Here is a 14,333-nt window from a genome sequence, read left to right on the forward strand (position 1 = left end):
ACCAACAACACCTGCAAATGTGAAATTGCCAACGATGCCCAACTTCAGAGCAGAAACCCTGACAAAACCGTTGGAATGTAAGCAGTCAACTTTTATTATAACTTAGCATGCCGGCTTCTGTCAAAATCAGCCTGGCGGCCAAGTCAAAGTTCTGCCACCAATCACATGAAAATGAATGTGATGGACGGTTTGTCCACCATCTTCCCCTATATTATTTACTACACGGAAGCCCTTTTCAGCAAGCCCCAATTCACGGGAAACCGTCTGAATAGCTGAGAAAATTTTCCCCAGCAGGACATGGTCCTCCGGCGCAATCTCCATCAGCGAGGCGATGTGGCGCTTAGGAATAACTAGCACATGCGTTGGCGCGACTGGCGAAATATCGTGAAACGCCAGCACATGCTCATCCTCATACACTTTTTTGGATGGGATTTTCCCTTCGACGATTTGACAAAAAATGCACTGTTCCATCATGTTAACCTCCACTGGAAAAACACACCTGATCATTCACCCATTTTTCCCAAGAACATATGATATAACACTCTAGCACAGGAAGGAGACGTAGGTCATGTCACAACCATCCTCCACTCGCGTATCGCACCTGACGCGAATGATTCGCAAAATCGTCAAAGAAGAACTCGCCTCCATGTACAAAAAAAAAGAAAACCCGCTCAATAATCAAGAGACCGAGCATGAGGCTGACGATTTGTTCGCCCAATTCACCGCGCCGCGGTTGGCAGAAGATTTGGACACTGGAACTTGGAACATTTTCGGCGCGACAGAGCCCCGCTCCTCTGCTCGTCCTGAACAAGCTCGTGCCCTGCCCGGATTTCCAGAGTTGTATCGTCCAGATTTCAGTGAGCTTGAAAGCCCACCCTATCTCCCGAAATTCTCGAAGCACACTAAGCGGTGAATCTTCCTTCCTGCACAGTTGCAACATGGGATGACGACCTGGTTCAAGGGTTTGAAGCTGGCAGACAACGTGGCCCGGAACCGATTTTTGAGTCCAATCATGCGGTCAGTGACTCGGCCGCCGAACGCTGGCAACGGGCAAAGTCCTTGCCATCACCAGAATGACCCGCTCTACGGCGACAACTTGATTAAGTCCTTCCAGTCACTGATTTTCAAAAATCTCGCTCATCGGGAATTGTCCACAGCTTGGTTGCCCTGGTCTAAGGGCTTATTTTCATTTTACTGGTCATTCCCCCTCCCTGTCCACCATATACATGTGAAAAGGACAAGGAGGTGCGCCATGGTTTGGACTGCGATTATCCTGCCGTTTTTTATCGGCTTAACCATTTTTCTATACGGTTTGGGGTGGATGCGAACGGGGTTAGAAGCCCTCGCCCGCGAACGATTGCACCACATCTTGCTCCGTTTCACTCGCACCCCGATACGGGGATTTGCCACCGGGATCGCCACCACCGCCTGCCTACAAAGCAGCACCGCAGTCACAGTGCTCACGATCGGGTTTGTGAATGCGGGCATTCTTTCTTTTGCCCACTCCATCGGCATCATTCTGGGCAGCAACATCGGCACGACCGTTACCACACAACTGTTGACACTAAAGATTGAGGATTTCGCGGTTCCGCTTATGATCATCGGCCTCATCCTGCGCGTGTTTCAGCGTGAAACCTTCCGTCTCATAGGGAAAGTCCTGATCGGTTTTGGGGCGATCTTCTGGGGCATCCACTTGATGCAAACCATTAACGATCCCTTGAAAGAAATGGGCTGGGTGGAGTGGTTCATCCAACACAGTGGCAATCCCATCGTGAGCGGATTGCTTGTCGGGATGCTCTTGACCGCGCTGATCCATAGTAGCAGCGCATGCATCGCGATCGCAATGGGCTTTTACGCCACGGGGGTCATCACCCTGCCATTTGCGATCGCGGTGGTGTTCGGTAGCAATGTCGGGACTTGCGTCACGGCGATGATCGCATCGGTGGGAGCTAATATCGCATCCAAGCAAGTCGCGCTCGCCCATTTATTGCTCAATGTAGCCGGAGCAGCCATTTTCACCCCTCTGATTCCGTTCATCAGCGAAATCAGTCCCTATCTGTCCTCAGATCCCGCAACACAAGTGGCACACATTCAAACCCTGTTCAACATCATTTGCTCCATTGCCGTGATGCCGTTTTGCCGTGAGTTCGCGTCATTCATTTCCCGCTTAGTACCCGATGAATCTATTGCGTGGAAAAAGGCAACTGCTGGCCCCGCTACACGGCGTCAATAAGCATCCGCGCCTTTTCCGCCACTGACAATAGCGACACTGGCGCTGGCGCCGATGCGGTTGGCGCCGGCCTGAATCATTTGCAATGCCGTTTCTTTATCACGCACGCCTCCAGACGCTTTCACTCCTAAATCCGAACCCACCGTTTGCCGCATCAGGCGAACGGCTTCTACTGTGGCGCCTCCTTTGCCAAAACCAGTGGACGTTTTCACAAAGTGGGCCCCCGCCGCCTTGGCTTGCTCACACGCGGCCACAATCTCTTCACCTGTCAAAAGCCCTGCTTCCAGAATCACTTTAACCAACGCACCACCGGCCGCCTCAACCACGGCACGGATATCCTCCCTTACCGCTTTCACATCGCCCGATTTGAGTGCGCCTACATTGATGACCATATCAATTTCGCTCGCCCCATTTTGCACGGCGTTTTTGGTTTCAAATGCTTTGGTTTCAGGCGTAGTCGCCCCCAGTGGAAAACCCACCACCGTACAAACAGCCACATCACTGCCCGCCAAGTGGGACGCCGCCTCTTTGACCCAATATGGATTCACACACACCGAAGCGAAATCGTGTTCCTTTGCCTCTTGACACAACCGGATCACTTGCTCTTTGGTCGCATCTGCCTTCAGCAACGTATGGTCAATCATCGCTGCCAACTCTTTAGCGTTCATCCTTGCTCTCATCCTTTCTCATTGACTCCAGTTTGTCCAGAGCCGATTTGAGTACTTCATCATTGTTATCGTAACCCATTGTCGTTTGTTTCTCCCATGCCTCCGCGAGCGAGCACCAAACAACGCCGTTGATTTCCGCCAATTGCGGGGTTTCTTCGCCTGAAATGGCCCGGACGAGATAGTAATGGACCGTTTTTTCCACGGCGCCATGCTCCTCATGTGTGTATGCATATGTAATCGTTTGCAAGAAAGAAACGATCTTCCCTTCGATACCCGTCTCTTCAAGAATTTCCCGCAAAGCGGTCTCTTCATCCGTCTCACCGGCTTCTTTTTTGCCTTTGGGCAGGGTCCAACGGCCAAATCGGTCTTCAATCATCAGGACTTCCATCCCGTGGGGCCGTTCGCGGTAGACCACGCCGCCTGCTGAAATCTCTTTCATATGCGTCCTCCCTTTCCTTCTGGTTGAAGGCGTGTCACTCAATTCAAAGTTGCTGACGCCACCATGCATCAGCGATCATAGCACAGTCAAGGAGCCGGCACAAGATTAAGCACCACGCGGTGTTGTCTTTTGGCATGCCGACTTGCCGGATGCAAAAAAACAGCCGGACTCCCACACTTAGGAGCTTCACGGCTGTTCATGCTTGACTGGCATTAACCGACACGCGCTGGCCGCGGCACATCATCAACTACGCGGACAAATGTGCCTAGGCAATATTCGGGCGACGCAACCTTATCGATCCGCACGCGGCATACTTTCCCCACCATTTCTTCCGTCGCCGGGAATGCCACTTGCAGGTAATTGTCGGAATACCCCATATACAACCCACTCGTCGGGTCTTCTTTGTATGGACGCTCCGGAATCACTTCCAGCACATCGCCGACAAATTTTTGCGCGTATGTCAGCGTTAAGCGTTCCGAAAGCTCGATCAATTTGCGAACGCGCTCATGTTTTACTTCTTCCGGCACTTGATCCGGCATGCGCGCGGCAGGCGTCCCTGTCCGTTTGGAGTAAGGGAATACGTGCATTTGGTACAGTTTCAGCTCTTCGACGAAACGATAGCCGTTGTTAAACTGCTCTTCGGTCTCGCCAGGGAAACCTACGATCATGTCAGTGGTGATGGCCAGATTGGGCATCGCCTCATGCAATTGCATGATCTTTTCTTTGAATTCCGCTGTCGTGTATTTGCGTCTCATCCGCTTCAACACTTCGTCATCCCCAGCTTGGAGAGGAATGTGCAAGTGGCGGCACATTTTTTCAGACGCATTCAATACTTCGATCACGCGCTCATCGATCTGGCTCGCTTCAATCGAACTGATCCGCACCCGATTGAGCCCCTCGATTTTGTCCAAATCCCAGAGCAGGTCGGCCAACTTGTAGTTTTCAAAGTCCTCGCCATATCCGCCCGTGTGAATCCCGGTCAAAACGATTTCCTTATAACCGGCAGCCACAAGCTGGCGGGCTTGGTTCAAGACGTTTTCCGGTTTGCGGCTACGGGAAAGACCTTTCGCCCACGGGATGATGCAGAATGTGCAGAAGTTGTTGCACCCTTCTTGGATTTTCAGCGATGCGCGGGTCCGGTCAGCAAAGTCTGGCACATCCAGCTCTTCATACTCACGCTGTTTCATGATGTTGCCAACCGCATTGATCGGCTGGCGCTGAGCCAAATACTGCTCTACATACTCCGTCAGCTTGTCGCGCCCCTGGGTGCCAACCACGATGTCCACCCCTGGGATCGCCGCCACTTCCGCAGGCGACGTTTGCGCGTAACAACCGGTCACAGCGATCACGGCGTCTGGGTTACGTCGAATCGCACGGCGAATCACTTGCCGGCTCTTTTTGTCGCCCGTGTTGGTCACCGTGCATGTGTTGATGAGATACACATCCGCCTTGTCTTCAAAATCCACCCGGGTATAACCCGCTTTCATAAACAGTTGCCAGATCGCTTCCGTCTCATATGCGTTCACTTTGCATCCCAACGTGTGAAACGCAACTGTTCTCATGTTATTCACCCCCCAAATCTTGCCTTGCGAACAAGATGCACGAGAGCGCCATCAGCGGCGCCGTCTCTGTTCGCAATATACGTGAACCAAGCGAGATCGGCACCGCGCCGGCCTCCCTCGCTTCCTCGATCTCCGACTCCGTGAACCCACCTTCGGGGCCCACGATCAACAAGATCTCATCCTTGGCTGAGGCCATCGCTTCGGCCAAGGGGAGACCTCCTTTTTCATACGCAATCCATGCGCATTCCCGTTTCCCGATTTCTTGCAAGAGCGCTTTCCAGGACATTGGGGTGGCCACTGTCGGCAGCTTGCCCCGATGGGCTTGTTCAGCAGCCTCTTTCACGATCCGCTCCCACCGCTCCCGTTTCTTGCCGATTTTGCGAGCGTCGATTTTCACAATACTCCGCTCCGACGAAAACGGCAAAAAGGCGGAAGCGCCCAACTCTGTTCCTTTTTGCAAAATCCACTCCAATTTGTCGCCCTTGGGCAAGGATTGTGCAATCAGGACTTTCGTCCGGGGCTCTCCCCGCGAAGGCGTCCGCTCAACGATGCGGGCTATGATCTGGTCGCCATCGATGGATTCAATCTCCGCCAGATAGTCTAAGCCCTGTCCAGCGCAACAGATGATTCGGTCACCCGGTTTGTTGCGCATCACGTTTTTTATGTGATGGACATCATCTCCGACCAGTCGAATGGATGTCTCCACGATTTGTTCTTGAGCAATGAAATATCTTTGCATTTGACACTCCTACCAGTCTACCATTTTTTTGCCGCAATGGCTACCCAGCCGTCTTGGTGAATGGTTTCCATTACTTCAAGTCCCATCATGGTGAGCGCTTCTTCCACGAGTTCCCGTTTCTCTTCAATAATACCGGAAGCGATAAACACTCCGCCAGGAACCAAAACCCGCGGTAAATCATGAACGAACTTCAATATGATTTCCGCCAGGATGTTGGCTACTACCACTTCGGCCGTATCAGCCACACCCTTGAGCAGATCCCCCTCTTTGGCCGTCACTTGTGCCGACAATCCGTTAATGGCGATGTTCTCCTGCGCTTTTTCCACCGCCACCGGGTCCAAATCCAAGGCCAAAACCGGTCCAGCTCCCAATTTGCCCGCAACAATACTCAACACCCCACTTCCGCATCCCACGTCAATAACTCGCTGTTGCGGCTGAAGGTATTTCTCCAACAAACGGATAGACAGAACAGTGGTCGGGTGGGTGCCGGTGCCGAAAGCCATGCCGGGATCCAGCTCGATGACACGCTCATCCGCTGATGCCGGTTCATGAGTTTCCCAATGAGGTTTGATCACAATGCGGTCGGTCACCCGGATTGGCTTGTAATATTTTTTCCATTCATCCGCCCACGCGGATTCATTCACTTCTTGTGTCGTGACAGCGGCTGGCCCCACGTCGAATCCAGCAGAGCGCAAATCCTCTAACCGTTGTTTCACCTGCGCGACAAATGCGTCCGCATCCGGGCACGCCAACGATGAGAGATAGGCTTTCACGCGCACGCCCTCCTGCGGATAATCGTCTGGAGACAATTCGATGATCTCCCCATACCAATTGTCCCACTCGCGGTGAAGCACTTCAGGGTCTTCGATGGAAACCCCATCGCCGCCGAGGTCTTGCAAAATATAGCTAACCGCCTCCGTCGCCTCTTGGCTGGTATGGACACATATCTCGATCCAATTCAACTCAATCCCTCCACATGATAAAGAAAAACGGGCAAAGATGCCCGTTTACCTTCATTATTCGCCGCGAAACGCTTGTTTCATCTTATCGAAGAAGTTGTTGGACTGCTCTTGGTTAATGTATTCACCGCAAAGCCGGCTGAACTTGCGCAGGGCTTCTTTCTGCTCTTCGGTCAGCTTGGTTGGTGTGACTACGCGCACTTTGACACGCAGATCGCCTTCGCCATATCCGCGTAGGCGCGGCACCCCTTTTCCTTGCAGGCGGAACTCCGTACCGGTCTGCGTACCCGCCGGAACCTTCAAGCGTGCACGCCCGTTCAAGGTCGGCACGATCACCTCGTCGCCCAAAGCGGCTTGGCCGAAGGTGATTGGCAGTTCGCATGTCAGATCATCGCCGTCCCGCGTGAAAAACTCATGCGGTTTGACATAAATCGTGATGTAGAGGTCCCCCGGCGGTCCACCGTTCACTCCCGGTTCGCCTTCACCGCTTACCCGCAATTGCGCCCCTTCATGAATACCAGCCGGAATTTTGACGTTGATCTTTTTCTTCTTCTTCACTTGCCCTTGGCCGGAACAATTGGTGCACTTCTCCCTGATCAATTGGCCCGTCCCATTACAAGCGTGGCAGATTCGGCGATTGACTACGCGGCCGAATGGCGTGTTTTGCACCACTTCGGTTTGTCCGCTCCCTTGACAGACGGAACAGGTTTCCGGCTTGGTTCCCGGCTTGGCTCCCGAACCGTGGCACTGATCGCATGTTTCGGTACGCGGAATGACGACATCCACCGTTTTACCGTAAACGGCATCTTTGAATTCAATCTGCAAGCGGTATTCCAGATCTGCGCCTTGACGTGGGGCATTGGGATTATTGCGTCTTCCTCCACCAAAAAACATATCAAAAATGTCCCCAAACCCAAAGTCAGCGTCAAATCCGGCACCGCCACCGCCGCCGCCGAAACCACCGGTGGGATCAGCATGACCGAAGCGATCGTAATTTGCTTTTTTCTGCGGATCGCTCAATACTTCATATGCTTCTTTTACTTCTTTAAACTTTTGTTCTGCATCCGTATCTTTGTTCACGTCTGGGTGATACTTGCGTGCCAATTTTCGGTAGGCCTTGCGTATCTCATCATCAGAAGCATTGCGGCCGACACCCAGAACTTCATAAAAGTCACGTTTGCTCACCGGGTCACCTCCTCTTCTATCTCAACCCATCTAAGCTACGATATCCACAAAAAATGGAAAGCCAAGCCAAGGCAGAGCCTCGACATTGACTTTCCAGTCGAGGAGAACTCTTCCCTTCTCCTCTTTATTTCTCTTCGTCTTTCACTTCTTCGTACTCGGCGTCGACGACATTGTCGTCTTTTTTGCTTGCAGAAGCTTCTGCTCCCTGTGCTTGGTTTGCTTCTTGTTGCATTTTTTCATACAGTTTTACAGATAATTGTTGCACAGCTTGCTCCAAGACTTCAATACCTTTTTTGATTTCTTCCTGATTATTGTCTTCAAGAGCTTTTTTCAGCTCATCTTTCGCTTTGTTCGCTTGCTCCAGTTCAGTTGCTCCCACTTTGTCGCCGAGATCTTTGATCGTTTTTTCAGTGGTGAAGATCAGTTGATCCGCTTTGTTGCGAAGCTCGACTGCCTCTTGGCGTTTTTTGTCTTCTTCAGCGTGCAATTCCGCTTCTTTCACCATGCGTTCGATTTCTTCATCGCTCAAACCGCCCGAAGATTGGATCGTGATCGCTTGGCTTTTACCCGTTGCTTTGTCTTTAGCCGAAACGTGCACAATCCCGTTGGCGTCGATTTTGAAGGTCACTTCGATTTGCGGAACACCGCGTGGTGCCGGCGGAATGTCAGTCAGTTGGAACCGGCCAAGCGGCTTGTTGTCAGCTGCCATTGGACGTTCACCTTGCAGAACGTGAATGTCCACGGAAGTTTGGTTATCAGCCGCGGTGGAGAAAATTTGCGATTTCTCGGTCGGGATCGTCGTGTTGCGCTCGATCAATTTGGTGAAGACGCCGCCCAAGGTTTCGATCCCGAGTGACAGCGGGGTTACGTCCAACAGAACGATGTCTTTCACGTCACCGGACAAGACACCACCTTGGATCGCTGCACCCATCGCTACGACCTCATCCGGGTTTACCCCTTTGCTCGGCTCTTTACCGATCAGGCGTTTGATCGCTTCTTGCACGGCAGGGATCCGAGTCGATCCACCGACCAGAATGACTCTGTCAATGTCGTTTGGCGTGAGTCCGGCATCGCTCAATGCTTGGCGGGTTGGAACCATGGTGCGTTCAATCAGGTCAGCGCTCAATTCTTCGAATTTAGCGCGAGTCAATGAAACTTCCAAGTGTTTCGGACCGGTCGCGTCAGCAGTCAAAAACGGCAGGGAGATGGTTGTCGTCAACACACCGGACAAGTCTTTTTTCGCTTTTTCCGCTGCGTCTTTCAAGCGTTGCATTGCCATTTTGTCATGGCTGATGTCAATGCCGTTTTCCTTTTTAAACTCTTGAACGAGGTAGTCGATGATGACTTGGTCAAAGTCGTCACCACCCAATTGGTTGTCCCCGCTGGTCGATAACACTTCGAACACGCCGTCACCCAGTTCCAGGATCGATACGTCGAAGGTTCCGCCACCCAAGTCGAAGACAAGGATTTTTTGGTCTTCCGTTTTTTCCATACCGTATGCCAACGCCGCCGCGGTCGGCTCGTTGATGATACGCAGTACTTCCAAACCAGCGATCCGACCTGCATCTTTGGTCGCCTGGCGCTGACTGTCGTTGAAGTAAGCTGGAACGGTGATTACCGCTTGCGTCACCGGTTCGCCCAGGTAAGCTTCCGCATCAGCTTTCAGCTTTTGCAAAATCATCGCGGAAATCTCTTGTGGGCTGTATGATTTATCATCAATTTCCACTTTGTGGTTTGTACCGATATAGCGCTTGATAGAAATGATGGTTTTCTCTGGATTGGTAATAGCTTGGCGCTTGGCGGCTTCCCCTACCAACCGTTCACCCGTTTTGGAAAACCCAACCACTGAAGGGGTGGTGCGTCCGCCTTCTGCGTTCGGGATGACGACAGCCTCATTGCCGTCCATGAATGCTACACATGAGTTGGTTGTCCCTAAGTCAATTCCAATCACTTTACCCATTGACTGTTAACCTCCTACTTCAACCTTTGCGTAAGTAGTATTTTTATTGGCTCACTTTAACCATTGATGGGCGGATCACACGGTCTTTATAACGGTAACCCGCTTGCAGCTCCTCTACAATCATACCCGGCGCCAAATGCTCCGCCTCGACTTGCATGACCGCGTTATGTTCGTGCGGGTTGAAAGGCTTTCCTTCGGTTTCGATCATCGTCAAACCTGCTTCGGACAGAACATTTAAGAATTGACGATATACCATCTCAATTCCTTCTTGCAACATTTTCGCGTCTTTACTTTGATCGGCCGCATCCAAGGCGCGCTCAAAGTTGTCAAGTACAGGCAAGATACTTTCTAGGAAAGGAACCACCGCATATTTCACGGCGTCTTCCTTATCCTTGCGGGCGCGGCGGCGGAAATTCTCCAAGTCGGCAAGAGCGCGAAGATAAAGCTCGCGGTGTTGTTCCGCTTGGCTCTTCCATTTCTCCGCCAGCAACTTGGCCTCTTCCAGCTCTTGCTCTAGGGATTGTTCGGGCGAGGATGCCTCGGCGCCGGTATGTATACTTTCCTGCTCCTCGAATGGACCTTCATTAGAAGGTTCCTGGCTTCCAGTTGGATGCTGAAGCTCTTCATTTTCATGCTTCATCATTCAGGTCCTCCTATGTTAGAAAACAGGGTCTTCTTTCATTTGCACGATCGTGTGGATGCGCAAAATCGCGACGGCCACTTCACCAGCCGTTTTGAGCGCATGCGCTTTGACCGGAAGAGGGTCGACTACCCCCATCTCAATCATATCCGCAACGATCCCCCGATCGCAATCGATTCCCAAGGAATCAGACTGGCGTTTTAATTGCAACGCTTTGACTGCCTCGATTTTTTCCAAGGGGTTAAACCCAGCGTTGGCGACGACCTGGCTCATCGGGCGTTGCAACGCTTCGGATACCGCCGACACGCCAAACCGTTCCATCCCCTGCACTGTGTTACGGAAATGTTCAACATCCCGGGCAATCGCCAATTCCACGGCGCCGCCGCCCGGGACAAATCCACCATGAATGGCCGCTTGCACCGCGGAAGCTGCATCTTTGCAAATCCGTTCGCGTTCTTCGACCACTTCATCTGTCGCTGCCCCGACCAATATCGTGGCGAACGGAATACCTTGTCCGCCGCTGATCCGGATTCTGGACAGCGCTTCATCATCTACCACTTCGGCACATAGACCGAGTAGGGCTTCAATCTCTTCCGGGCTTTTCTTCAGGCCGCTCCGTTTAATTTGGCGCGCTCCAGTATATTCAGACACTTTGTTTAGCTCTTCTTTCGCCACCTCGGCCGCCACAATCACTCCCGCGTCTGCAAGAACTTCTTCCGCATGGGGATCGACGGCCCCTTCCGTAACGATAAGGCCTACATTTAAATGAATCAAGTGCTCCAGCATGACATAAAATTCTTCTCGCAGGCGCTCCTTGCGGCTGAACGCTTCATCCGTCCGCACATCGTCGGAGAATGCCTCCGGCTCCAAGGCGTCGGCCAGCACCAACACCCGCGCGTTTTGCCGTATCCGCGGCATCTGGGAATTCATCCGCGGTTTGCTGACGACGATCCCAGCGAACACCTTACTTTCGATGCGTGGATGGGCGACCACGCAACTAGATAGCTTAAATCCTTTTTCCAACAACTTCTCGCGTCCCATCAAATGCGCCGCTTCCATGACGGCCAAAGTGATGTCCTCATTTTCGCGGCTAGCGGTGAACGCAATCCGTTGCAACCATTCGTCATCCATCTCATAAATCATGCGGGCCCGTTCCTGCATCTTAATCAGGGCGAAGCGGGTTCCGCGCTGGATCCCGGTAATCACTTTAGTCACAGGGACGCCCCGCAATACCTGCTTCAGCCCTTCATCAACAAGCGCGGACGCAAGCAGGGTGGCGGTTGTGGTTCCGTCACCCACTTCGGCCTGTTGTGCTTTGGCCACATTGACGATCATTTTGGCGGCTGGATGATTAATCGCCATCCGATCTAAGATGGTCACCCCGTCATTGGTCACAACCACTTCATTTTTGGAGTTGACAAGCATCGTGTCAAGGCCTTTGGGGCCCAGCGTAGGCGCAACCGCTTGCGCGACGGATTTTACAGCTTGGGCATTAGCTTGAAGCGCTGACAGGAACGGTTTTTCTTCGTCTTGGTGTAAGTGGACTTTATCCGGCACCGGATTTCGCCTTCCTTTCACTATATGGCGCAGGGGGCATCACTTTGGCAACCCCTTATACGCGTGATGCATCCTAATATGCTTAGTTTATTCTTTTTCATAGAGCGTGCTCAACTGTCTGGAGAAATCTTTTGCCAAAAAATCAAGAATTCCAATGACGCGCCCATAATCCATCCGAGTCGGGCCGAGCACCCCGATGGTTCCAACCGGTTTGCCGTTTATCATATAAGAAGCGGAGATAACGCTACAATCTTGCACAGCTTTCAAATCATTCTCATAACCAATTCGCACTTGCACCCCGTCCGTCTTATGCTTCAGCAGTTGAACCAGCCCATCGTTGGCTTCCACGAGATCCAAGATCGACTTCATTTTATCCACATCGCGAAACTCTGGCTGTTCCAAGATGCGCGTCGTCCCACTCGTGTAAACCCGGTCTTCCTGTTCCGTGTGCAATAGTTGATTGGTGAGGTCGGACAACTTTTCAAAGTGATCAACATGCCGTTGCAACTCATCAGTCAACTCTTGCGCCACGATCTGATCCAAACGAGAGATCAAGGCACCGCTTAAGCGGTGATTCAGTAGATTGACCAACTTCTCCAGCGTCGACCACGGAATGTCCTCTGGCAACAAGAGCCGTTGTTGATACACATGGCCCGTATCGGTCACCAAGATGGACACAGCCAGCCTGTCGTACAGCGGAATGATGTGCAGGTGCTTAAGCCGACTCTCTGACAAGTTGGGGCCCAGGATAAATGTCATGCAATTGGTCAAGTAAGCGAGAATGGAATTCATGTGCTTAATGGCTTGCTCCACATGATCCACTTTATAAGCATAAAAATCATGCAATGCCATCAGATCATCTTTCGACCACATATAAGGTTTCAACAGATGATCGACATAGAAACGATACCCTTTCTGCGAAGGTATGCGACCGGCAGATGTATGTGGTTGCTCCAAAAAACCCATCTCTTCCAAATCGGCCATCTCATTGCGGATGGTCGCCGCACTCACATTGACCCCTTTCTTTTTGGAAACGGTACGTGAGCCGACAGGTTCTGCTGAGATAATGTAGTCATCGATAATAGCCCAGAGAATCCGTTTTTGGCGCTCGGATAACATCTGCCTCCCCCCTTTGTTAGCACTCCTTATGGTCGAGTGCTAAAATACTAATTTTAAATTACCAAAGGGGCGAAATGATGTCAATCTATCCGTTTATAATTCAATCCCACCTATAAAGTCGGCAAACACTTCATTGCCAAAAATCAATCCTTTTTCCGTTAAACGGTAGCGATCTCCGCTCCGTTCAAGCAACCCTTTGTTCATCAGCGGTGTCAGAACCTGGCCAAACGCCTGCTCCAACTCCATCCCGTACAAGCACGAAAACTTCTCCCGGCTCACTCCTTCCATCAACCGCAAGCCCAAGATCATGAAATTCTCCATTTCTTCCTCGTGAGTCACTTGATAACTCTCTTGGATGGGAAGTTGGTTGTCCTGCAACCGTTGAATATATTCTTTGACACCTTTGATATTGGCGTGGCGCCGTTTACGCACATAGCCGTGCGCGCCTGTTCCCAGGCCGTAATACTCTTCATTCAGCCAATAAGTCCGATTGTGGCGGCTTTCCCGGCCGGGTTTGGCAAAGTTGCTCACTTCATACTGCGCATACCCTTGTTCGGCCAAATAGGAGCGGGTTAATTGGTACATGGCCAACTCCGCTTCCTCCGATGGCAACGGCAACTCTTTGCGCTCCTGCAAGTGATAAAATAATGTTCCTTCTTCCACTTTTAAGCTGTAGCAAGAAAAGTGTTCCGGCGCCAATGCGACCGCCTCTTTGAGTGTTGTTTCCATGTCATCGACGGTCTGCGTTGGCAAACCAAACATCAAATCAAGCGACAGATTAGCAAAGCCGGCCTGTCGCGCCAACTCCACGCCGCGTTTGATCTCTTCCACCCCATGGACCCGGCCGATCCGTTCCAGCAAATCCGGACGGAACGTTTGCGCACCAAAGCTGATCCGGTTGATCCCGCCTTCTCTCATCACCCGAAGCAATTCAGGGCTGGTTGTTCCCGGATTGGCTTCAATGGTGAATTCGATGTTTTCGTCCCATTTAGGAAAATGGCGCCGCACACTGGCCAAAAGGCGCTCCATCTGTTTGGGCGTCAACACCGTTGGCGTCCCTCCGCCGATGAAGATGGACCGGATGATTCCCGGAGGGGTGTCGGCCACTGTCAGAGCCATCTCTTTATCCAGTGCGGACACATAATCGTCCACAGGTTGTCCCCCCACAGCATAGGCTGTGAAATCGCAGTAATGGCACTTGTGCGTGCAAAACGGGACATGTATATAGACGGCTTGGGGAGCCATAAAGTTTCTCCTCCTTATTGCAATGATTGC

Annotated in this window: 14 protein-coding genes; 2 read left to right on the forward strand and 12 right to left on the reverse strand. The window is 51.8% G+C overall.

Going from position 1 to position 14,333, the window contains the following annotated elements; translation table 11 throughout:
- Positions 1 to 126: 126 nt before the first annotated feature.
- On the reverse strand, positions 127 to 471 hold the full coding sequence (locus tag QQZ12_RS05440; RefSeq protein ID WP_022736656.1) for a histidine triad nucleotide-binding protein: 345 nt from the start codon (positions 469 to 471) through the stop codon (positions 127 to 129).
- 97 nt (positions 472 to 568) lie between these two features.
- On the opposite strand from QQZ12_RS05440, the gene QQZ12_RS05445 reads away from it, so the two are divergent.
- Complete coding sequence (locus tag QQZ12_RS05445; protein WP_284724076.1) at positions 569 to 913, forward strand: hypothetical protein; 345 nt, start codon at positions 569 to 571, stop codon at positions 911 to 913.
- Between the two features lie 339 nt (positions 914 to 1,252).
- On the forward strand, positions 1,253 to 2,233 hold the full coding sequence (locus QQZ12_RS05450; RefSeq protein WP_284724077.1) for a Na/Pi cotransporter family protein: 981 nt from the start codon (positions 1,253 to 1,255) through the stop codon (positions 2,231 to 2,233).
- Here QQZ12_RS05450 and deoC read toward each other — a convergent pair.
- The 11 genes from deoC to hemW all read right to left on the reverse strand — a co-directional run bounded on the left by deoC (position 2,227) and on the right by hemW (position 14,303).
- Complete coding sequence (gene deoC, locus QQZ12_RS05455; RefSeq protein WP_102992977.1) at positions 2,227 to 2,898, reverse strand: deoxyribose-phosphate aldolase; 672 nt, start codon at positions 2,896 to 2,898, stop codon at positions 2,227 to 2,229. The genes QQZ12_RS05450 and deoC overlap by 7 nt on opposite strands.
- Positions 2,888 to 3,337: an NUDIX hydrolase gene (locus tag QQZ12_RS05460; protein ID WP_154987948.1), complete on the reverse strand. Its 450-nt coding sequence runs from the start codon at positions 3,335 to 3,337 to the stop codon at positions 2,888 to 2,890. Before QQZ12_RS05460 ends, deoC begins: the two co-directional genes overlap by 11 nt.
- 212 nt (positions 3,338 to 3,549) lie before the next feature.
- The gene (mtaB, locus tag QQZ12_RS05465; protein WP_154987947.1) at positions 3,550 to 4,899 is read right to left on the reverse strand and encodes a tRNA (N(6)-L-threonylcarbamoyladenosine(37)-C(2))-methylthiotransferase MtaB; all 1,350 of its coding nucleotides are present in this window, start codon (positions 4,897 to 4,899) and stop codon (positions 3,550 to 3,552) included.
- Position 4,900: 1 nt separating this feature from the next.
- Positions 4,901 to 5,638: a 16S rRNA (uracil(1498)-N(3))-methyltransferase gene (locus QQZ12_RS05470; RefSeq protein WP_102992980.1), complete on the reverse strand. Its 738-nt coding sequence runs from the start codon at positions 5,636 to 5,638 to the stop codon at positions 4,901 to 4,903.
- 17 nt (positions 5,639 to 5,655) lie between these two features.
- Positions 5,656 to 6,600: a 50S ribosomal protein L11 methyltransferase gene (prmA, locus tag QQZ12_RS05475; RefSeq protein WP_102992981.1), complete on the reverse strand. Its 945-nt coding sequence runs from the start codon at positions 6,598 to 6,600 to the stop codon at positions 5,656 to 5,658.
- 54 nt (positions 6,601 to 6,654) lie between these two features.
- Positions 6,655 to 7,782 (reverse strand): molecular chaperone DnaJ, encoded by a 1,128-nt coding sequence (gene dnaJ / locus QQZ12_RS05480; protein ID WP_102992982.1) that lies wholly within the window; start codon positions 7,780 to 7,782, stop codon positions 6,655 to 6,657.
- A gap of 124 nt (positions 7,783 to 7,906) precedes the next feature.
- Positions 7,907 to 9,742, reverse strand: a complete 1,836-nt coding sequence (gene dnaK, locus QQZ12_RS05485) for a molecular chaperone DnaK (protein ID WP_102992983.1) — start codon at positions 9,740 to 9,742, stop codon at positions 7,907 to 7,909.
- Between the two features lie 43 nt (positions 9,743 to 9,785).
- Positions 9,786 to 10,385 (reverse strand): nucleotide exchange factor GrpE, encoded by a 600-nt coding sequence (grpE, locus tag QQZ12_RS05490; RefSeq protein WP_022736666.1) that lies wholly within the window; start codon positions 10,383 to 10,385, stop codon positions 9,786 to 9,788.
- Positions 10,386 to 10,400: 15 nt separating this feature from the next.
- On the reverse strand, positions 10,401 to 11,939 hold the full coding sequence (locus tag QQZ12_RS05495) for a TCP-1/cpn60 chaperonin family protein (RefSeq protein ID WP_284724078.1): 1,539 nt from the start codon (positions 11,937 to 11,939) through the stop codon (positions 10,401 to 10,403).
- 87 nt (positions 11,940 to 12,026) lie between these two features.
- Positions 12,027 to 13,058: a heat-inducible transcriptional repressor HrcA gene (gene hrcA / locus QQZ12_RS05500; RefSeq protein ID WP_102992985.1), complete on the reverse strand. Its 1,032-nt coding sequence runs from the start codon at positions 13,056 to 13,058 to the stop codon at positions 12,027 to 12,029.
- Positions 13,059 to 13,151: 93 nt separating this feature from the next.
- Positions 13,152 to 14,303 carry a radical SAM family heme chaperone HemW gene (gene hemW / locus QQZ12_RS05505; RefSeq protein ID WP_284724079.1) on the reverse strand — a complete coding sequence of 384 codons (1,152 nt, stop codon included), beginning with the start codon at positions 14,301 to 14,303 and terminating at the stop codon, positions 13,152 to 13,154.
- Between the last annotated feature and the right edge of the window lie 30 nt (positions 14,304 to 14,333).

The organism is Laceyella tengchongensis (genome assembly GCF_900182735.1).
GTDB lineage: Bacteria > Bacillota > Bacilli > Thermoactinomycetales > Thermoactinomycetaceae > Laceyella > Laceyella tengchongensis.

Bases quoted from the DNA above. Each gene is read 5' to 3' on its own strand.
- QQZ12_RS05440 (WP_022736656.1), bottom strand. From the start codon at position 471: ATGGAACAGTGCATTTTTTGTCAAATCGTCGAAGGGAAAATCCCATCC.
- QQZ12_RS05445 (WP_284724076.1), top strand. From the start codon at position 569: ATGTCACAACCATCCTCCACTCGCGTATCGCACCTGACGCGAATGATT.
- QQZ12_RS05450 (WP_284724077.1), top strand. From the start codon at position 1,253: ATGGTTTGGACTGCGATTATCCTGCCGTTTTTTATCGGCTTAACCATT.
- deoC (WP_102992977.1), bottom strand. From the start codon at position 2,898: ATGAACGCTAAAGAGTTGGCAGCGATGATTGACCATACGTTGCTGAAG.
- QQZ12_RS05460 (WP_154987948.1), bottom strand. From the start codon at position 3,337: ATGAAAGAGATTTCAGCAGGCGGCGTGGTCTACCGCGAACGGCCCCAC.
- mtaB (WP_154987947.1), bottom strand. From the start codon at position 4,899: ATGAGAACAGTTGCGTTTCACACGTTGGGATGCAAAGTGAACGCATAT.
- QQZ12_RS05470 (WP_102992980.1), bottom strand. From the start codon at position 5,638: ATGCAAAGATATTTCATTGCTCAAGAACAAATCGTGGAGACATCCATT.
- dnaK (WP_102992983.1), bottom strand. From the start codon at position 9,742: ATGGGTAAAGTGATTGGAATTGACTTAGGGACAACCAACTCATGTGTA.
- grpE (WP_022736666.1), bottom strand. From the start codon at position 10,385: ATGATGAAGCATGAAAATGAAGAGCTTCAGCATCCAACTGGAAGCCAG.
- hrcA (WP_102992985.1), bottom strand. From the start codon at position 13,058: ATGTTATCCGAGCGCCAAAAACGGATTCTCTGGGCTATTATCGATGAC.
- hemW (WP_284724079.1), bottom strand. From the start codon at position 14,303: ATGGCTCCCCAAGCCGTCTATATACATGTCCCGTTTTGCACGCACAAG.